Genomic DNA, 19,924 nt, shown 5'->3' on the forward strand with positions numbered 1-19,924 from the left:
GTATCTTGATTTATGGTTTTGTTTCATGAAAAGTAGCGAAACTCTATACAGCTGATTTAAAGTAAAGCTTAATTCGCTGTTTGATTGTGATTTTCTAAATAAGAAATAGCCAGTGCTAGATTCATGCGAAGTTCTTGGCTTACTCCTACAATCAATTTATGACTAGCCAATAATCTTGTTATTGCATCTTCATCATCTGAAATTAATACCTCGACTTCTTCCATCGTTAATTCAGATATATCATTAAATTCTTTGATGTTTGAATTACCTGATAAAGAATCTGCATAAACCCTCCACAATTCTTTGAGATCAATAAAGTCTTTCTCATGAGAATCATAGAAAAAAAATAACTGAGGTTTTCCACATCGACCGAGTTCTCTAGCAAAACCTAGAAAGACTAGTTCATCGGTGTTTTTCTGGTATTGAGATGATGAATCCCCTAATTCTTCACCAATTTCACGCTTCATAGAATATTCAAACCAGTTTTCAAAATTCTTTTCACCCCAATAACCAAGCTCATTCCATTCCACAGCACCCGAAGCACTTGTGCCCATTTGGTATGGGTCAAAGGCCACTGACGATGCTCTATGGCTTACTACCCATTTCTCATCTTTTGTACGCACTACTACAGATGTACCTAAAGTATTTGACAAAGGGCTTTTTTTGAAATCAAACAAATTCCCTTCGCTGTCATGACCTATTTCTCGTATTGTGATCGATAATCCAGGTACAACTTTGTTGAGGGCAAACTTATGATTGCTGACGACTTGATCACTGTAAAATGCGGGTTGAACTGTCATAGTTTTGGTTTTAGCATCCCAATCAAGAACACGTGTGACCATCGAATCAAATGTTATGCTAGCAAGTTCAGCAGCTTGACTTTTTTCCAATATTTTCCACATTTTATTTTTATAAGACTTTTCGGCATTAAATTGCATCATTTTATTGTCAATACTAAATAACTCATTCACAATCTTGATTTTTGGTTTTTTTAAATAGTCACATAAAAGAATGTAAGGATAGATCACACCTTGCCTATTCCAGCATCCATCCGCAATTTCTGGCTTACTATACGATTTTTTATAGGATTCAGTGGGAATATTCAACAATTCCGTTTCCCAATCTGAGCGCAGTTTATCAATTGTTTTATCGATTTTAGTTAGATTCTCAGCAGCATCTAACCACTGATTTGTAATCACCGCAGGTAAAGTTCTTCCTACTCTCAACTCATATTTATAATTAAGCTCATGATTAGATTCTGCAAATGCATGCTGAAGTATTGTTCTAACCTGCAACTCAATTTTCAAGCCTTCTAGCTTTTCCTTATCGTTCTCTTTGAGTGCCTTGTTAAAAAAATCAGAATCACGACAAACCTTCATAATAAAATGGAAAGAGCGATAACCATCTTTCTCGTAATCCTTTAAAGTATCGTGCGCATTCTTACCGAATAATCTTTTAATTTTCTCTAAGTCGCAGAAAGTATGTGCATCTGATGAATAAAAACATACGATTCTTGCACCAACTAAATCTTCAATATCAGTAGGGGTTATGAAGTTCTCATATTTGTTTGCATTAAGATTTACTTCAATGCTTTGTGAGGATTTAACTCGATATTCTGCAGATTGTAGTACTGGAATGTTTCCCTGGTCTATAAAATCAAGAAATTTCCACGCCATATAATTTTTAACAACCTTTCCCAGAAAATCATATCGATCGTAGTTTTTATTCAGATAAGTTTGTATTTGCATAAAATCCATTTATCCCTCCCCGCACATATTCTTTAATTTTCTGTGATTTTAATGCCATAGTTCTCATATTCATATATCAACATTGCGAGATTTACTCAAAAAAGCATTTCATTATTTCCAATTATCATTCTTAATTAAAGAATGATTTACATATAAAGTAATCTGTAGATATCTTAATATTGTGTCGGTAATATCTATTTATCTTCAAACTTATTGAGAAAGTAAATTAAAACATGAGCTTGTTAAATTGTATGTTTAGTTTCTTAAATAATGTCCTAATTTCCAATCGAACCTTTGTTTTACATTTTGCACCCTCTAACAACCGATAAACCTGCCTAGAACTTTTATCGAGCGCATGTGCTAACTTTGAAACAGTCCACCCCTGCTCGATCAGCACTTTTAGATCATCAGCAGCAGAACTAACTTGCTGAGTTAATCGGATAAAATCATCGGGAGTAGATACATTCAGATCTTGCAAAATACGTTGAAACAATTTGGTATAACGCTCCGCCTTAGCAAAACCCACTGGTTGACCTGCCATATAATTACTCAATGTTTTATCACTGATACCAAACTCCTTACAAATTTGTTGCCGTGATAAACCCAGTTGTAACAACGTTTTCAGAGGCCGATCCAACCAAGTTAACAAACCTTCAGGAGGCTCAATATTAAAAATTTGAGGCCCCCTCTCACCTATAAACGTGATACCGTTTGATTCTCCATCCTCAATAGAACTATAAAGCGTTTGGGTTTCTTTTCCACAATAAGCAAGATTTTCAACCATTACCGGCTGCTTGTGAAGCTGGCCAATGCCATTAGGCGGATAAGCTTTATTTTCTGCATGAGCAAAGTAATGCAACACCTTTTCAGCTAAGGTTGCTGTTAGTGCCTGAGGTGCTCGCTTATGGTTATCTTTGCGCGTGAGATTTGCCATGATTCCGTCGATATTAGTTGAAAAAGATGCGTAATAGCCTATATCCAATAGTTCAGGATTCACAAGTATTGATTTACCGCTTAGGCGTATTCTTTCATCAACCATCCACTGCTCAATACCAGGCAATGTAACAAAGAATGAGAACGGGCGAATAAATGGAATGTCTTTAATTTGTTCAAATACTTCCCATGTAGAAACTGTTTCTTTGGATATGGCTGGTATATTACCAAGCAAGTCAAAGATTTCCTCTTCAAGAATCATTTCTGTATCATCATATATAATACTCGATTCAACACGACGAATAGCCAATGTCCACAAATCATCAATCCAACGAGCAGTACATATCGGTTCATCGTCTTTGGCATATGGCACGGGAAGTTTGGATTTATATTCCGGTGGATTGACATAACTTCCTAACCCATGATTGGTGCATTTGCGAAGCCTAATTCCATCATGCCATTGTTGTTGATCATCTTTCCAACGCTTGTTGTATAAAGCATAACGCTTACTTGAAACGGCCAAAACATACAAAGGTTCAAACTCATCATCAACATAATTCACATCTTCACTTTTCAACAGTGGGATGCCCGTTTTATAGGGTGACAGAGGATTGACCACGTCGATAATATTAGTAACGTGTTGCTTAAAGTCTTCACTGCTCATTTCATCCGGTTTGATAAATACCATAGAATCAGTATCACCTAAGGCATGGCTAATCCCTCTATCCGTGCCCATGCGCTCAATCAAGGCAAACAACAGCCGCCCCCCACCCGTGATAAAACTAGCTATCTCTCCCGAATAATGTTTCCCAGGGGTTTCAAATTGTTTAGTCTTTGAAGGACGCGGAAAAGCTTCACCAATATGGAGTTCAATAGACCTTGGCACTTCGAAAGGATCATCTTCTATAAACTCTGCAAGTACCCCATAGCTTGTCGAATTGGCAAGGAATTTCAGACCTTGTTCCATGGATTCAAGTTTTTCAATTTTATGGGTATCAGGATTTATTTCTGTTCTTTGTTTCTTGAGAGATTTTATTTCTGCTTTGATTTCCTGACGCATTTCGATGATTGTTTTAAACAAGTCATCTTTTTGTAAGTCAATAGAATAACGCTTATCACCAAATATGCATTTAGGTTCGGTTTTAACTCCTCCATGAGGAATAAGCTCATAGGCTTGCTCAATAAATGGAAATTTGCTGGGATTCATCAAAACTGCAGAACATACGTCGGCTAACGTATACCAGATAGGTTCGGTACCAAAAACTGGGGTTACTGCAATGTTTGGGGGATTGGCTAGTCCTGCAAAGCGAGCTCTTATTGGTAAAATATCTCCTTGCGGAATCAACTTTACCATTGATCGAAGTTTTGGCCATATCACGGGATCCAATAATGTTTCTGGCGTCAAATAATTTAAAAATGCTTTAACCCATTCCGTGTTATCACAGCGTTTAATTTTTTCTGCCAGCAATAATGACTGATTATCCATCAGCGCATTGACTGAAGGATATTGCGAAGTAAAATCCACCATCATGCATTCCGCAGAATGTAAGCGCATGATCACTTCAGATCGCCCGCCGTAATAAGCTTGACTTGCTATTCCGTAAAAACGTGGATCTGTATCGGGATGTTGTTCTTGAAAGCGCGGCACACCCATTTCTTTGAAATATGCCTTGCCCAATGATGCTTCCGAATATATACGCGACATTGAAGTGCTTAAATCATGCTGCCGATATAAATCACGAAGTCTTTGGTACAACGCGAAAGTAGCACGGACATCTTGGAATGCATAATCGATGTATTGCTCGCATAGCAGTTGCCCATGTCGATTCTCTGAATCAAATTTGCATTCAGATTCTTGCACACCAGCGCGACGGCAGAGTCCTTTTAAAGAAAGCTCACCGGGCCCAAGTAATGCACGGCCTAATGTTGCCGTATCGAGAAATTCTCCTGCATAAGGTTTGGCAGCGTTCTCAACTTTTTGACTCACAATGCGAAAAGCAAACTTAGCTTTTTTCGGGCCTAATTTACGTACTCGTAGATAAGGATGAAACTTGCAATCAAAGGATTTCAAATCTGTTTGAACATTGGGACGACTTGTTTTCCAATGTTCAATACAGTCGCACAGCACCAGTTTGAAGCCATTTGCATAATCTTTACCACCTGGCCCCCAATCTGTCGCAAGTCTTGAAAGATCAAATGGAAGATTATGACCGACACACAACGCGCGCTTATCATGAACCCAGAAATAAAATTGCTGCTTGACGAAAGATTGAAGCGTCAACAAAACCATATTAGGGTGACCTTCATCCTTTTCGCTATTAAATCTTTCCACCCAAGATTTAAGAAGGATAAGCTCCTCAGGAAGTAAACGCTTGGGATTATAAAAACAAAAATGCCGATGGGGTTTGTCCAACGCTTCACGTGTAAGTTGGCCCGACTCCCAAGAATTAACTTGCTCTGATTTTTCTATCCCAAATACGCTTGCGAAGCCAAAACGCAATTCATTCTTGACGTCAGCGGTTGTTTCGCAATCGAATACAAAAACAAAATCTGAATGCGGTTTAAATTTCTCAGCGATTGCAGAGTGCATTTCTCGCAAATATTGTGCACGTGGCGACAGAGATTTGGATGGCTTTTTCTCTTCAGGTTTTGCCTTTGATTTTTTATGATTGCCTATCTGCTCAGGATAAGCTCTCAAGATTTGTGTTAATACTTTTGGTTCTAAAGTCAGTTTGGTTTTGTTCACGCCATTTTCTCCTTCGCTCACCAATTTCATGCATATCCTTCAACCCAAGCTCGCGGCTTGATCCATTTCGTGTATTCCACCTCAATTGCCGCTCTGTCAGCTCAGCATGGCAATTCAAACAAACATCAACAATCCAATAAGGATTATTGCAACGCTTCTCCACATGATGACCTTCGAGAGGTAAATGATCACCTTCGCATGCTCCACATTTTCCTCGCTTATGCCTAATATCTTCACAGTTGTGGCATCGAAAGTAATCCTTGGAAATCCTTTGCAATACAGACCAAAAGTATTCTCCACAGTCTTCACAACACGCTGTTTCCGGCCAGCCCAGTTTGACTTTATTGCGACTCATGCAGAAAACTCCAAATTGCCACCAATTTCCACGCGCTCGGAAATTCTATGTTGCCGTCCTGCTTCTTTCTGACTTTCAACAATTCGGCGCTTGCGCTCCCGTTCAAGCACTATCAAGGTATCTAAATCGGTTACCAAGCGGTAAGAATGGCCTCGCACATCGAGAACTACTATGCGTGTGTATTTATCAAGTAATTTTCCATCATTGTTCTTGATGGCTTTCATCACAGTATTCAAATATCCTGCTAATTGGGAAGCCGTGGATTTATCCACTATTAAACGTTTTATAGCATCCGGTTTGACATAAACTTCTAGAGATGCAAGCGTATCAAGCGCAAGATAACGTTTGGTATCTGAACTATATTTGATAAATCCCAAATCATTCATCCAACGTTTAAGGGTAGATACACCTATTCTTTCCATTCTTGCAGCATGCGTGAGGGATTCTCCCTGCCTCATGCGCTCGGCTACACGATAGCTTTTTATCAAAGTTGATGATTTTGGTGATAGGGGCGTGGATGTGCGTATTATTTGCGCAGAAATCTCCTTTTGTCGTGGATGGCCGTAGGATTGTGATCGCGACAATCCTTTTGCTTTTCCTGCCTTCAGGCGTTTACGATACCCTGCCGAGAGCTGTGATAGTAATTTACGAGGGCGACCTATTTTTTTAGTCATGGCAAACCCCCTTTTGTAATTGAGGCATTGGGTCATTGATATTCACGATTGTATTTTTAACTATTATTAATATTAAAGCGCTCACGTTGTACCTCCGATTATTTATACATTTTATGTTAATCACAATAGTAAACTTAAACTTCTGGGTGTGACAAGCATTGATAATCAATTACTTACATTAAAGCATAAGTAATCTGTTTGACTAAGCTTATGCACGATTGTAAAATTCTAAAATGAGTGAATTAACCACCTCGGAATTGCTTAAGGCCCTTAATAAGTCCGACAGGAAGGTATCCCAGGATCAATTGAAATATTGGCGTAGGAATTATCTTTTGCCAAAACCTCGCATTCTAGGAAAAGGGCGAGGATTGGGAGTTGAACAGCTTTGGGATGAGGCTTGTATAGAAAACGTGCGCTTGATTTTTGAAAGTAGCAAAAATAAACGTATTAATCTGGTGAATGCCGGGCGATATCTTTTTGCTCGTAATAAGTTTGTTGGAGAAATATTGTTGCGTCGATATTTATTGGAAATTCCACGTGAGATGCAAGAAACAGAGAAACTAAGAGCAGAAAAAATGCGCGACAATTCTGAACTTACAGAGTTAATGAATTTTTTAACTCACGAGAAGGTAAGAGAAACTATAAATAAAACGCAAGAAAACGAATTGACAAAGCTCTACTACGATATAAACAAGTTTGAACCTATACTGAGTGCTCAAGTAGGATGGATCGCTAACAGCCACCTAGTTTTTGATGTATTGGTTGATACCGAGTTTCCAGACTTAACGGGAATGTTTTCTTTATCAGAAGAAGCACTATATCGTCGACAACGATCAACGTTAGCTTGGAATGTCTTGATTCATCACTATGGAGACAGGTTATATAAATTAGCATATTCTGCCACGCAGCAATTGATCTCGAAGAGCATGTCCAATTTATCCATGCAACCCATTGTTTGGCCCAAAACTTAAGAGGGTTAAATATGGCTTATACATCTTTACCTATAGAAAAAGTTCGAGAATTACTTCGGATGAAATTCGAGGAAAATTTGCCTCACCGAGCTATTGGACGACAATTGGGAATCGGGCATGTATCGGTATGTTATCTCTCAAAGAAATTTATAGCATCGGGTCAGATTTGGCCGACTCAGTTAACCAATGACGAACTTCAATTACTATTCTATCGAGAAAAAATAATCTCGAAGCCAGTTCGGGCATTGCCTGATTTTGATGAAGTAAAGCTTAAGTTAGATAATGGCATTTCGTTGCGCAAAATCTGGAAGTCATATCATTTACAGTATCCCGAAGGATATGGTCGCAGCCGATTCCACGAACTGTATCGGTTGTGGCTAGTAAATAGACTTGATTTGAGTACTCAATTACAAGTGGTCTCGAATCCAAATACTTCTACAGAATTCAAGCATGCATTAAAGAATCAAACAGTAAATTCAAAAAACAGTGATATGACAGAAAACATAGGCGAAGCATTAAGAAATGCTGAAGGCGATTGGTATAGTCAAGTACACGAAAAAACCGTAATTACTTTAGCGGGACATGGTGCTCGTTTAACAGTGGAGAGAGATGAGCTTGCAATAAATCCAGGCACATCCGCATCCACAGTTAAAGATAAGGCAAAAACACTTGCTCGAGGAGTGCATGGGATAAAAGCAATTGTGATTGTTGGTTACGCAGGCTATATCACATTAGATGCCATTGAATGGTTAGCTCAACAAAATGTAGCTCTTTATACAATAGATTTGGTTGGGGATCTATGTTTGAATTTAGTCCCTGCCATTTCTCCACACCGGCCATTCCAGCGCAGAGCACAATATACTGCTAATTCGTTTTTAATCGCTCGCAGCATAGTCATCGAAAAACTAAACGAAGCTTCACGAGTAAAGCCAGAAGTAACACTCCTTTACCGACGCATTCAGAATGATATTTCTAGAATGAATAGCTTGGAAATGCTTCGCTTGGCTGAAGGGCGAGCAGCTCAGTTGTATTGGAATCAATGGAATTTTGAATTGGCACATTATAAAGATTTGCCGGAGCATTGGAGGAAATATTCGAATCGAACTTCACCGCTCACCGGATCAGGGCGCAAGGCCGTTCATCCTGTTAATGCAATGCTCAATTATGGCTACACAATACTGGCTGGACGTTTAGAGCGTGCATTAGTATATGAAGGCTACGATCCGGCAGCGGGTGCCTTGCATGCATACTTGGATGGACGGCCAAGTTTGGCTTGGGATTTGATTGAATTGTTGCGCCCAACCGTAGATGAGCAATTAATCGGTTGGATACAAACGCAGAAATGGAGAAAACGAGATTTTGAAGTAAATGACGAGGGAAAAGTTTATCTTAGGCAGCAGCTTGCACGAGTTGTCATTCAGAAAAGCTGGATTCCGGATGTTAAGATTAAGCAGGCTATTAAATGGTATGGGGGAAAGTTAGTAGGCCGAAAGGAAAAGTTTAAGGTGGGTTAAAGTTTTCTTAATATTAAACATAGTAGCAAAAAAAGATTTATGTGGCTTAGTAGGTTTACATTAATTCGGACGAATTTTGATTGTAAGAGACTGCGTTCGGGATCCGTAATAAATTAATTTGTGCAAAAGCATAGTAAAACTTGCGTGAGAATTTCAGGCTATAAGATTATAATTATTATATTTAGAGCTTTTTGCATGGTCTTTATTGGAATTTGACTTGACAACTGTAAGCCACGCACTGCGACAGCCGGTAAAAGATTTCCTTTGCACGCTTCATGCAAAATTTAGCGATAATGTTCACTCTATACAAGCTGAAACATTACCTTTGCTAGATACGATTGATCTTAATTCTCGAATCATTTACGAGATAAGAACTATCTTATCTAAAGATTATTGCGACAATGAAAGTCAAAAAAGAATTTGCAAAGAAATTCTGGAAGAGGTTTTTGGCGATTTTTCTTTAGCAATGTATCTATGCGCTATTGGATTAATTGTGCCTGCTCGAATGTCTGTGCGCCGCGCATTTGAGCTTGGTTTGGCAACAGTTTACATGTGGGACCTGCCGCATGAGTATTGGGGCTGGCGCAACCGAGATCAGGATTTGAGTTTTTCAGCTATGGTAACCCATCTAAATTCTTTGGGATATCTTGATTACATCGGGCAATTGCAAGGAATAGAATCGGTACCTTCGATTTGCAATCAAGCAAAATTTCAAAGCCTTTATCGGGAGCTTAGCAATACGGTTCATGGGAAAATATCTGGACTCCCCCCTCTCTCGCCGGAAAGGTTTACACCGGACAAAAACGAGATTGAGAAGCACTTGAAACAAACAATAGAAGCGCAAAAATTTATTATTGGGCTATTGTTTGGTAGGTTTCAAAAAATGGAACCCCTGATAGAAGCTGCCTTCCCGCAAATTAAGAGAACTTAAAACACATGAATACCTTGACACAGCCTCATATCACTGGTGAAGATCTCTTGCAAACTGCTCGGTGTGAGGATTTACTATACGAACAGATTGCCCAAGTCTCCGTACTTGGTGACTTTGAGCGACGTATTATAGATGCATTAAAGGGGAACGGGGCGAATCTCCTTGAAGGAGCTCGTGGGGTGGGCAAATCCATGCTCCTCAGAATGGCTGAAATTGAATTGGATAACTCTTTCTCAATAGACAAAAAATTGGGTGTATATGTCAATTTCAAAACTAGTACATTGCTAGAGGGTGTGAAAGCTGATGAAAGGGATGCATTCCAGATTTGGGTAAATATCAAAATTCTCGAAGCCTTGCATGAAAAGATGTTAGCATTAAATCTTATTGCAAAGAGTGGCGAAGCGGATCCTTATCATCGGGTTTTTGGCATTTCTTCAGTACTTGAAACTAAAGTGATGCTGGAAGAAAAAATTCATCTGCTGCAAAAGCTCGCTTTCAGCAAAGTGAGCCAGGTGGATATCATCAACCAGATTGGGACCGATTTTCTTGCTAAAGCTCAGGACACCAGTTTCCTTGTAAATATTATTAAGGAGGTTGCTGAGCTATTCTCGCTGAATAAGATTTTGTTCTTTTTTGATGAAGCTGCACACACATTTATCCCGACTCAACAGAACATCTTCTTTGAAATATTCAAACTACTTCATGGTGGAAAAGTAGCTTGCAAAGCAGCCGTATATCCTACAGTAACCAACTATGGCCGTAACTTTGAGATTGGTCAAGACGCCATAGTGTTGCCAGTTGTTAGATTTGACCCAGGTGAATCCGGTCGCCGTGAAAATCGTGTGCATTTTCGCTCGATCCTTGAAAAGCGGCTGCCCAAAACCAGTTCCTTGCGGAAAAAGATTTTTACGAGGGGTGGAGAGCTTGATTTATGCATTGATTTATCAAATGGGAACCCTCGAGCACTTCTCCATATCCTGAATAGTGCGCTTGCCAGCAATAGCTCCCTATCCGAAAGGACAGTTGGCCTAGCAGTTCAAAGCTATGTTGATCAGGCACTTATTCCATATCATCAAAGCTTGTCAAAACGTCTTCCCAAGTACGCGTCACATATCCGCATTGGATTAGATTTACTCAGAGGCTACATAATCCCAGAAGTCAGATCCAAGAATCATCGAAAGACAAAAAGCAACTATCAATCGGCGTTTTTTACAGTGCAGCGAGATATGTCTCCAAATCTTAAACTCGCTCTTGATATCCTTTGTTATTCAGGAATGGTGTCGCAACTCGGAACGGTTAAGATTGCTAGCGGCACTGGCCCGCGCTACATGATAAATTTAGCTCTTATGGCAACTGAGAAGGCTTTCGACACTTCTAAGACCGCGGATGCAATCTCACGACTAAGTGTGACGGATTACCGTGAATTCTCCTCATCGGACAGCCAAATTCAGACATATTTATCGTCGCTTTTACTTACGAACGAAACATGCTCAGTTTGCTCCGCTCCACTACCGCAGAATGCTAAATTCTGTAGTGAATGCGGCAACAAAGTTATAGCCACTTCAATTGTAAGTACACTACTGGAGGAATCTATAAGTGGTCTATCAGTTAGTGACCGATTAAAGGACCGCGTCCGACCGAGATTTCCGACCGTAGGTTCTATAGTGCAAGCTAAACGTAACGAGTTGATGGTAATTCCGTACATTAAGGATGTACGTTCAAGGATTATTAAAAATGCTGCGGATGAATTTATTTCTGGATGAGAGGGAGCGACATTTCAGGTGATCTGCCATTCTGTAAAGGTTACAATCGGAATTGAAGCGCGTATGGCCGTAAAGATAAAAAATTGATCGATGGGGAGGGCGGAAGCGACCGAGCTGGCTTCACATCAAATTATCAAGTCGATTTTTACCAGCTAAAAATCTATCTAAAATTCTTTCACACGAAATTTCTTGAGAGTTCATCCTTTTCCACGCAAGCTTATTATCTTTAAAGCTGTGACATTTTTTCCTGCCACATACTACCCCGGGTATATCTACCCCCGCCTGGTCAAGTTAAGACGGCCATCCAGCAGAAAACGGCGTGCTGGTATCAGGCAGCAATTGCAGTTCCTGCAGCGGAATTTAAAGCATATTGAAGAAATGCTGACGGAATATCCACATGGCACGCCCATACCAATACCCAATGGGTTGTTACGCCGCTACTGGGTATTGCCCCATTTATACCAACAACAATATAAAGACCTCTGCACAACCGCAAGAATTTTGCTGTAGTGACAGAGAAAATTTTCCAAGTGACACTTGTTGCACGTCATTTTAATAGAAAGTGGAGTTTTTTCCTTTTTTTAGGTGAATTTTCCTCCTTATGTAATATTTGGACGGATCGCTCCCCTTAATGGTTGGTCTACGAAGATTTTGTTGGCTGCTTTCTTTAGATTCATGCAGATACTTTTCAGTATGACTTGGGCGTTGACTTTCGTCGTACCGAAGTAGCTGGCGCGTCCCATTCTGAATAAGCGTTTGATTGTGCCGAAACACTGTTCGACAATATAGCGTTTTTTACTGATCAATTGATTCGCCAGCTTCTGGCGTGACGAGAGGGGTTTATTCTTGTACGCGCGATGCATGATTGCGCTCTTGATCTTTTGCTTTCTTAGAAATTGCCGATTGGCATTGCTGGCGGATCCCTTGTCGGCATACACCCGATTCGCCTCGATATGCGCACCATCGATAGCGGCTTCGAAATGCATCATTTCGCTCTGGTTGGCAGGGGCGGTGTGAACCCCGCGCACATAGCCGTCTTGTGCGTCCACCACCAGGTAACTGCGGTAGCCAAACTGCGACTTCCTGCCTTTCTTTAGCCAGGTCGCATCCGGATCCGCGCTTTGTTCTTCGATACAGTTGATTCCAGGTTGACTGCCATCTTCAAACTGAACAACCTTACCTTCTTCGGCATCCACTTCCAGTGTGATGGTCTTTTTAGGGCGTGCCGCTGACTCAATCAGCGTGGCATCAATGACCGCTCCTGTCGCACCCTTGATCATCAATCCGTGGCATTGAAGCTGTTCATTAATAGAGGCCAGCAGATCATCTAGCCGGTCGTTGGTTATTAGCCGGTTACGGAACCGGCACAAAGTGGTTTCGTCCGGTATCGCATCCGACAAGGACAGTCCGCAAAATTGCAGAAAATCAATGCGTACACACAGTGCTTGCTCCAACGCAGCGTCCGATAAACTATGCCACTGACCTAGCAGGATCGCTTTGAACATCAACAACCCATCAAACGGCTCTTGGCCTCCACCATGCGATAACTCGCGCTTGTATAAACCCGTAAGTTTCGGACGTAAGTCCTCCCACTCAATTAGGGCATCAATCTTCACCAGAACATTTTCTCGCTTCAATCGCTCTGCTAATTCCAGTGTTCCAAAACTCATCTGCATCTTTTGCTCCAACTGTCTTTTAACCCCCTCTATTTTAGTTGGTTATTGCACTGCCAGGCGAGGTTGTGCAGGAATCTTTGAGATGTACAAAACCAACACCAGACGTTGTGATGATCGCATCGTCAGTATCAGTCAGCCGTATATTCGACCCATTATCAGGGGAAAGCCCGGCAAGACAGTGGAATTTGGCGCCAAATAAGCATGAGCTTGACAGGCAAAGGGTTGGCACATGTCGACAAGCTGCACTGGGACGCACAGCACGAAGGTCATGATCTTGAAGCGCAAGTTGAGGCCTACAAAAAACGTTACGGCTATTATCCCGAAGTCGTCATTGCTGACACGCTATATGGTTCACGTGATAATCGCAGCTACCTGGCACGCAATCATATCCGCTTCGCAGGCAAACCACTGGGACGTCCACCAAAGATCACGCCTGAAAACAAAGATGAATTGATGCGCATGAAAGCACAACGTCGACCGGAATATCGCGAGCGCATTCCGATTGAAGGGAAGTTTGGCCAAGGAAAGTATGGATATCGACTCAACAATATCCGAGCCAAGCGGGCTGACACCTCTGTCGCATGGATCAATAGCATCTTCCTGGTCATGAATCTGCTCATCTTGATGCGGGTTTTTATTTGCCTGAGGAATCTTGCTGCCAAAATAGCATCCTGGGTGACAAAAAAAAGCATGCCAAGAGAAATTCCGTTTGCGCGTGCCTGCCAATTCAGCTCAAACCGGAATTCTTACTTGGCAGCGCGTATCTGATCGCTGTATTTCTGAGTAAGCTCTAAGTAAGCCAATGCTAACTAAAATAAAGATTACCCATAGTGCAGGATAGGCCCAGCGCCATTTCAGTTCAGGCATATACTCAAAATTCATGCCATAAATACCCGCAATAAAAGTCAATGGTATGAAAATAGTCGCGAAAATAGTCAAGATTTTTATTGTTTCATTCATTTTGTTACTAATGCTGGAGAGATAAATATCATGCATTGCTGAAATTCTTTCGCGATAGGATTCAAGTGAATCATTAACACGTAGCACATGGTCATAGACATCACCAAAATAACGCAATGTTTTTTCCTGCAATAACGGGGTATCAATATGTTGAATTGCTGCCAATAATTCACGTAATGGTGAGATATTACGTTTCATTGAAATCAGGCTGCGGCGTATTTGTTGTATAGTTTGTAATATTTCTTTATTAGAATTAAGCAAGATATTGTCTTCCAATGAATCAATGACATCATCCAAGCTATCTTCTACCACAAAATACTCATCAACGATGGTGTCAAGAATAACGTATGCCAGATAATCACTGCCTTTTAGCCGCAATCGACCACTGCGATTTTGCAGGTAATGGTAGACGGGATCAAATGTAGTATCAGACTTTTCTTTGAAAGTAATAACATAATTGGCTAATAACAAAATACTGATTTGCTCGTACTGTAGGCTGAAAATTTTGTTCTGATCAAGGCTGATGCCTTTGATGACTAGATACAGAAAATTTTCATATTCCTCTAGCTTGGGACTTTGGTGCGTACTTAAAATATCCTCTAGCACTAAAGGATGAATGTTCAATTGATGACCGATCCTTTCAACAATATCAATATTGCTTAGCCCGTCTAAATTTACCCAAGTAATCAGTTCGTTATTTTGCAATGATTGCAGATCTGAAATTGATGAAATTTCATGATAAATAAGTGTCTCGACACTGTATTGTATTGCCGAGATTTTACATTCTGATTGATGTTTTGCTCCGATGTGTATCAATGTTCCGGCGGGAAGGCCGACTTTGTCGGCCGCTCTGCTTTGTAGAGCATGATCAGTTTGCCGATGCTGAGAATCTGAATAAAATTTTGTATGCATTAAGCTTGCCTAAGATAAAGGAGTTAGGCGTTTATTTTAAGCATTCTGATTATTGTGTGGGGAGATGATTGGTAAGAAGTATGTTGAACAGAAAAATAAAAGATAAATCTGATCACTAGGAATAATCCCAAGAAGAGGGGAAATTGCGACTGAATGTTTAGAAAATTTGCTCGGATAAATCTGCTGTACAAGGGAGCCCGATTTTACTGGGTTGACTTGAGTTTTTGTCATTTTGAAGGGAACACCAGTCTTGCCATACTTTGCGAGCTTCTTCCACATCGCTGAATGTCCAGAGTACGACGCCATCTTCAGTCATCAGTGTGGCCATTTTATTTGGCCATTCTTTGATTAAGCAGTACATTATTTTCTCCTTGTTATTTATGATATGGAGGAGCATAACCAAAAAGTATGAAAATTTGATGACTGTATTATGAAGAATTTATGACAATGCATGTATTATGTGGCATTGAACGTCTATTGATGGCATGCTGTCTTTAAGATATTTGGTGAATGCTTAAATTTTCTATTTTGTAAGGAGTTGTCATGAGAAAGATCAATCATTATTTAATTGCTATCGCGGTATCCTTTTCCATAAGCGGATGTGCAACTAATACAGGTGGTACTGGTTCGCTGGGGGCGATCGATCAAGGCCTGTCTTCTGTGGAAAGTGCGGCGCAAAGCAGTCGGCAAATCCTGAATGCCGGAGCGACGGCTGCAAATGATCCCGCTGGAATGGCGCAAATTGGCTTGGTTGATATTTTATCTCACCGTTTGGGTGTGTCGTCGCAACAAGCATTAGGGGGAGCTGGAGCCATATTCCAGATGGCTCAAAGTAATATGGATCCGCAAGCATTTGCAACAATATCCCGATCCATTCCTGGAATGGATAACATGTTGAGCGCTGCACCTGCGATGTCAAATTTATCTGGCAATTTATCTTCATTGATGGGCGATAAAAATAATTCGCTGGGGAATGCTGCTGCATTGGCGGCATCGTTTCAGCAATTGAATCTTTCTCCGGATATGATCGGTCAATTTATTCCTGTTATTACAAGTTATGTAAGTAAGGCAAGTGGACAAGCCAGTGCTAGTCTGTTGCAATCCGCTCTAACCGGACGTTGAGGCAGAATTTACGAGTAACTGAAACGGAAAAGAGTCGGATCTATCGAAGTAACGCAGGCATCTTGTACATCAAGTTTATCGCCATTCATTGATGTACAAGATGAATATCGCTCGATTGGTAATTGGTTAGTCGTTTAATCCCAGTCTTTCCATCCGATAACGCAATGAACGAACGGTGATTCCCAATGTTTTAGCTGCCTTAGTACGATTGTATCGGCTTTCATTCAACGCTTTGATGATGGAGTCTTTTTCCAGTTTATCGAGATAATCCTGTAGCGGCAGATTATGATCTATCCTCACTTGAATGGCAGTGGCGGAAACTTGGGTGACTTCTGCCGCATCGTTGTTGGGTGTCGCTTCAAGCTTCTGATTCGGCAATTGTAATTCTTCTATTCCAATGTCCACATCCGAACAAAGCGCTAACGTGCGTTCCAGTACATTTTCAAGTTCACGAACATTACCTGGAAAATCATAGTTCTTGAGCATGATCATGGCATCTTTTTTGATGTGACAGATAGGCCGATTGGTTTCCTGGCAATGTTTTTCCAGAATGGCTTCTGCAATGAGCGGAATATCTTCGCGCATTTCACGTAATGCAGGCATATTCAATTCAATGACATTCAAACGGTAGTACAAGTCCTGTCGAAACTGACCCATTGCGACGCAATGATTTAGCTTTTTGTGGGTAGCACTGATAATCCGCACATCAATACTTTTTTCTTGTGCATCCCCGATCCTTCTCACTTGTTTTTCCTGAATGACCCGGAGCAGTTTAACTTGCATCGTTAATGGCAAATCGGCGACTTCATCAAGAAACAAGGTACCACCGTGAGCGGTCAGAAAAAATCCATCATGATCTTTTTCCGCGCCAGTAAAAGCACCTTTCTTATAGCCAAAAAATTCACTTTCCATTAAATTTTCTGGAATTGCGCCACAGTTGACTGCAACAAATGGTTGCTTGTGGCGCGCACTTCTTTCATGAATCATTTTTGCGGCTAATTCCTTACCGCTACCCGATTCACCACTGATATATACTGCAGCTTGGCTACGCGAGAGTTTGTCGATGGTTACGCGTAACTGGCGCATGGATTCAGACTCGCCAAGTAGCGTACGTTGTTGACTTATTTCACCTTGTCCTGCTGATTCGATCTTTACCGGTGGAAGGCTTAAAGCCGATTTAACCAGATCACGTAACTGCTTCAAGGAAACCGGCTTGGGTAAGTAATCAAAAGCGCCTGCTTTCAGCGCAGCTACTGCATTTTCTGTGGTGCCATACGCAGTAATAACAGCAGTGGGAACATCAGCAAAGTGCTGTGAAATATATTTAACCAGCTCCAATCCATTACCATCTGGCAACCGCATGTCGGTAAGGCATAATTGAAAGGAGTGTGATTGCAGTAGCGCTTTGGCATCATGAATACACGTTGCACTAGAAACTTCCATTCCCATTCGGGCAAGTGTGAGTTCTAACAATTCAATAATATCCGGCTCATCATCCACAACTAGTATTCTGGGAGATAGAGTCTTCTTTTGCAGATTAATTCGTTCGTTATCTATCGACATGGTTCACTGCAATTAAATATTATTCTAAAATGCCCACTTGAAGAATCTTCAATGTAATCAAGCGATGACTGATTAGTTTCACACAGTTCACGTGCCACATATAAGCCCAATCCTGTGCCACCATCGGCAGTTGTAAAAAAAGGCTCAAAAATTTCCTTAACTTGCTGCGGATTCACACCCGGACCATCGTCAATAATATTCAGACAAACATTATGCCCGTTGGTTGTCGTAGATAATTCAATAAGAACACTACCAGCTTGCTTACGACAATGTCGCCATGCATTCCGGCACAAATTCCAGAGTATTTGGGTCAACTGATCACGATCAAAACTAACTAAATATTTATTGGTGTTTTGAAGTATGAATACATCGCCATCGATTTTTTCCACATCACAAAATTCTTCAAGAAATTTCTTGATAAAATCCTGAGGTTCCAAAATATCCGGTTTTGAAATGTTACGTCGGTTTAGTTGCAATACATCCTGTACGATCTTGTTTAATCGTCGGGTATTATCACAAATGATACGCACCAGGCGGGGATCGGTATGATTTTCTTGTTGTTCTTCCTCCAGAAGTTCAGCTGCGTGATTGATAGCGGACAGCGGGTTACGAATTTCATGTGCAATATTGGCTGTCAAGCGTCCCACTGCTGCCAGTTTGAGTTGCTGCAACTGCGCTTGTATACGACCCATATCCTCAAGAAAAACTACGACTCCGTTGCTGAAGTCGGCTTGTATAGGTAGAAAGCGGGTGCGCACTAATGCATGACTATGCGTTAATCGCAATAGATCGAAACTCATTTTGCTATCCCCTTGCCAACTTTTAAGCCGGTCAGCAATATCAGGTGCATAATCGGATAGCTTAAGGGATTTTGGGTTATTTGCAGATGATCTTAAATCGAGAAGCTTATCAGCGTAGCTATTATGCTGTCGGATAACGCCATGTTTATCGACTACCAGTACGCCTTCCTGCAGATCCTGAATGACCAATTGATTGACTTGCGACATATTTGCCAGATCAATACCCCGTTCTTTTGCTAGCTGCTCACTGGCTAAAGTATGTTTGGCTAATTGATGTGCCAACCAGGCTACAGCAAAATACGCCATGCTCAATAAACCCGCTTGTGAGTACTGAGCCGAATAATAGCTAACTGTAAGCAAGGAATATGTTTCTTGCAGCAATAAGCTGATCGTCGCAATAGATGCAAGAAATAATGCTAAACGGCCGCGGCTGATTAATCCCGCTGCTGCGAGGGATATCAGCAGTATGGCACCCAAACCGCTCTGCAACCCCCCGCTGGCATATAGCATGATAGTAAAAAAAAACAATATCACAAATTACTTGTATGGTTAATTGCCAATTAAACTCAAGGGTTCTTAAATTAACCAGCAACAGGGATATACAGCTGCAAACTACATGTGACAGTCCTGCGTACAGAAATAGGGTGTAATGATGCGAGCCGAAATTCGTGAGTTCAAATTTCCAAACACTAATGAGCAGACTGCTGCCCAGCAATATGCGGTAAATATTGAAATAATAAAGTGAACACCAATACTGGCCGGTGTAATCAACACTCGCTAGTTTGGAATGGAAGGGCCAGAATATTGAGTGTTTTGTTTGTGATGAATAAGTAGGTGTCGACACAAAAATTAATTTAAGACGAGGAGCTTAAAAATTGGTCACAATGCTCCTGACAACAAAAATATTTATCTTGCTGCCTGATCGCTTCACTTTTAGGCAAATAAACACCGCACTGCACACAATTGACCGTATCTTCAACCGAATCCTGATTCGATATATCTGCGTCTTTCTTAGAATGGCGGCTCTTAATTATCCAATAGATCAATAGTGCGATTAGGATATAAAAAAATAATTTTCCCATTTTTCTTCAGTTTTTTATGGAATGACATCAATCCAATTATTAGCATATTTTTTTGAATTGCCAAAGAATGAATTAATTTCTTCCCAATTAAATTGGCTCTGCCAGCACGGCACGAGTTAATCATAGCAATTTTGGGTTCAGGCAAATGATGAAACAATGGTGGTTTTACTGCCT

Annotated in this window: 16 protein-coding genes and 2 pseudogenes; 7 read left to right on the top strand and 11 right to left on the bottom strand. The window is 40.8% G+C overall.

Going from position 1 to position 19,924, the window contains the following annotated elements; genetic code table 11:
* Window positions 1-68 precede the first annotated feature (68 nt).
* The 4 genes from ATY38_RS09160 to ATY38_RS09175 form a co-directional block, all read right to left on the bottom strand.
* Entirely contained in the window at window positions 69-1,757 is a 1,689-nt protein-coding gene (locus tag ATY38_RS09160) for a nucleotidyltransferase family protein (RefSeq protein WP_062559028.1), read from the bottom strand.
* A gap of 217 nt (window positions 1,758-1,974) precedes the next feature.
* Window positions 1,975-5,427 carry a hypothetical protein gene (locus ATY38_RS09165; RefSeq protein WP_158441768.1) on the bottom strand — a complete coding sequence of 1,151 codons (3,453 nt, stop codon included), beginning with the start codon at window positions 5,425-5,427 and terminating at the stop codon, window positions 1,975-1,977.
* Complete coding sequence (locus ATY38_RS16085) at window positions 5,363-5,782, bottom strand: hypothetical protein (protein ID WP_144429458.1); 420 nt, start codon at window positions 5,780-5,782, stop codon at window positions 5,363-5,365. The genes ATY38_RS09165 and ATY38_RS16085 overlap by 65 nt, the downstream gene beginning before the upstream one ends.
* Window positions 5,779-6,456, bottom strand: coding sequence for a hypothetical protein (locus tag ATY38_RS09175; RefSeq protein ID WP_062559031.1), 678 nt, complete (start codon window positions 6,454-6,456; stop codon window positions 5,779-5,781). Before ATY38_RS09175 ends, ATY38_RS16085 begins: the two co-directional genes overlap by 4 nt.
* 332 nt (window positions 6,457-6,788) lie before the next feature.
* Here ATY38_RS09175 and ATY38_RS09180 point away from each other — a divergent pair, with 332 nt between their 5' ends.
* From ATY38_RS09180 to ATY38_RS16550, 5 genes are all read left to right on the top strand, one after another.
* Window positions 6,789-7,427 carry a hypothetical protein gene (locus ATY38_RS09180; RefSeq protein ID WP_143023516.1) on the top strand — a complete coding sequence of 213 codons (639 nt, stop codon included), beginning with the start codon at window positions 6,789-6,791 and terminating at the stop codon, window positions 7,425-7,427.
* Between the two features lie 11 nt (window positions 7,428-7,438).
* Window positions 7,439-8,941: a CRISPR-associated endonuclease Cas1 gene (gene cas1 / locus ATY38_RS09185; protein WP_082633023.1), complete on the top strand. Its 1,503-nt coding sequence runs from the start codon at window positions 7,439-7,441 to the stop codon at window positions 8,939-8,941.
* Between the two features lie 217 nt (window positions 8,942-9,158).
* On the top strand, window positions 9,159-9,872 hold the full coding sequence (locus ATY38_RS09190) for a hypothetical protein (protein ID WP_062559034.1): 714 nt from the start codon (window positions 9,159-9,161) through the stop codon (window positions 9,870-9,872).
* A gap of 5 nt (window positions 9,873-9,877) precedes the next feature.
* Window positions 9,878-11,635 (top strand): zinc ribbon domain-containing protein, encoded by a 1,758-nt coding sequence (locus ATY38_RS09195; RefSeq protein WP_062559035.1) that lies wholly within the window; start codon window positions 9,878-9,880, stop codon window positions 11,633-11,635.
* A gap of 189 nt (window positions 11,636-11,824) precedes the next feature.
* Entirely contained in the window at window positions 11,825-12,145 is a 321-nt protein-coding gene (locus ATY38_RS16550; RefSeq protein WP_235590236.1) for a hypothetical protein, read from the top strand.
* An 89-nt stretch (window positions 12,146-12,234) separates the two neighbouring features.
* Here ATY38_RS16550 and ATY38_RS09200 read toward each other — a convergent pair whose 3' ends face one another.
* Complete coding sequence (locus ATY38_RS09200; protein WP_062559453.1) at window positions 12,235-13,311, bottom strand: IS5 family transposase; 1,077 nt, start codon at window positions 13,309-13,311, stop codon at window positions 12,235-12,237.
* Between the two features lie 82 nt (window positions 13,312-13,393).
* Between ATY38_RS09200 and ATY38_RS09205 the strand changes: the two are divergent.
* Window positions 13,394-14,079 (top strand): annotated as a pseudogene (locus ATY38_RS09205) (transposase); the annotation flags it as partial.
* Here the strand turns inward: ATY38_RS09205 and corA are convergent.
* Both corA and ATY38_RS09215 read right to left on the bottom strand, forming a co-directional pair.
* Complete coding sequence (gene corA, locus ATY38_RS09210) at window positions 14,044-15,183, bottom strand: magnesium/cobalt transporter CorA (protein WP_062559036.1); 1,140 nt, start codon at window positions 15,181-15,183, stop codon at window positions 14,044-14,046. The pseudogene ATY38_RS09205 and the gene corA overlap by 36 nt on opposite strands.
* A 157-nt stretch (window positions 15,184-15,340) precedes the next feature.
* Complete coding sequence (locus tag ATY38_RS09215; RefSeq protein WP_062559037.1) at window positions 15,341-15,544, bottom strand: hypothetical protein; 204 nt, start codon at window positions 15,542-15,544, stop codon at window positions 15,341-15,343.
* Window positions 15,545-15,726: 182 nt separating this feature from the next.
* Between ATY38_RS09215 and ATY38_RS09220 the strand changes: the two genes are divergently transcribed.
* Entirely contained in the window at window positions 15,727-16,305 is a 579-nt protein-coding gene (locus ATY38_RS09220; protein WP_062559038.1) for a DUF2780 domain-containing protein, read from the top strand.
* A 126-nt stretch (window positions 16,306-16,431) separates the two neighbouring features.
* On the opposite strand, the gene ATY38_RS09225 is transcribed toward ATY38_RS09220, so the two are convergent.
* The 4 genes and pseudogenes from ATY38_RS09225 to ATY38_RS16820 form a co-directional block, all read right to left on the bottom strand.
* The gene (locus tag ATY38_RS09225; protein ID WP_062559039.1) at window positions 16,432-17,868 is read right to left on the bottom strand and encodes a sigma-54-dependent transcriptional regulator; all 1,437 of its coding nucleotides are present in this window, start codon (window positions 17,866-17,868) and stop codon (window positions 16,432-16,434) included.
* Window positions 17,859-19,145 carry a two-component system sensor histidine kinase NtrB gene (locus ATY38_RS09230; protein WP_235590237.1) on the bottom strand — a complete coding sequence of 429 codons (1,287 nt, stop codon included), beginning with the start codon at window positions 19,143-19,145 and terminating at the stop codon, window positions 17,859-17,861. The genes ATY38_RS09225 and ATY38_RS09230 overlap by 10 nt, the downstream gene beginning before the upstream one ends.
* A gap of 94 nt (window positions 19,146-19,239) precedes the next feature.
* Window positions 19,240-19,512, bottom strand: a pseudogene (locus ATY38_RS17175) (ATP-binding protein); the annotation flags it as partial.
* Between the two features lie 10 nt (window positions 19,513-19,522).
* Entirely contained in the window at window positions 19,523-19,750 is a 228-nt protein-coding gene (locus tag ATY38_RS16820) for a PP0621 family protein (RefSeq protein ID WP_074702192.1), read from the bottom strand.
* Window positions 19,751-19,924: the final 174 nt, after the last annotated feature.

The organism is Nitrosomonas ureae (assembly GCF_001455205.1).
Taxonomy (GTDB): Bacteria; Pseudomonadota; Gammaproteobacteria; order Burkholderiales; family Nitrosomonadaceae; genus Nitrosomonas; species Nitrosomonas ureae.

Excerpts from the sequence above, each read along its gene's own strand:
- ATY38_RS09160 (WP_062559028.1), bottom strand. The coding sequence starts at position 1,757 with ATGGATTTTATGCAAATACAAACTTATCTGAATAAAAACTACGATCGA.
- ATY38_RS16085 (WP_144429458.1), bottom strand. The coding sequence starts at position 5,782 with ATGAGTCGCAATAAAGTCAAACTGGGCTGGCCGGAAACAGCGTGTTGT.
- ATY38_RS09175 (WP_062559031.1), bottom strand. The coding sequence starts at position 6,456 with ATGACTAAAAAAATAGGTCGCCCTCGTAAATTACTATCACAGCTCTCG.
- cas1 (WP_082633023.1), top strand. The coding sequence starts at position 7,439 with ATGGCTTATACATCTTTACCTATAGAAAAAGTTCGAGAATTACTTCGG.
- ATY38_RS09195 (WP_062559035.1), top strand. The coding sequence starts at position 9,878 with ATGAATACCTTGACACAGCCTCATATCACTGGTGAAGATCTCTTGCAA.
- ATY38_RS09200 (WP_062559453.1), bottom strand. The coding sequence starts at position 13,311 with ATGCAGATGAGTTTTGGAACACTGGAATTAGCAGAGCGATTGAAGCGA.
- corA (WP_062559036.1), bottom strand. The coding sequence starts at position 15,183 with ATGCATACAAAATTTTATTCAGATTCTCAGCATCGGCAAACTGATCAT.
- ATY38_RS09215 (WP_062559037.1), bottom strand. The coding sequence starts at position 15,544 with ATGTACTGCTTAATCAAAGAATGGCCAAATAAAATGGCCACACTGATG.
- ATY38_RS09220 (WP_062559038.1), top strand. The coding sequence starts at position 15,727 with ATGAGAAAGATCAATCATTATTTAATTGCTATCGCGGTATCCTTTTCC.
- ATY38_RS09225 (WP_062559039.1), bottom strand. The coding sequence starts at position 17,868 with ATGTCGATAGATAACGAACGAATTAATCTGCAAAAGAAGACTCTATCT.
- ATY38_RS16820 (WP_074702192.1), bottom strand. The coding sequence starts at position 19,750 with ATGGGAAAATTATTTTTTTATATCCTAATCGCACTATTGATCTATTGG.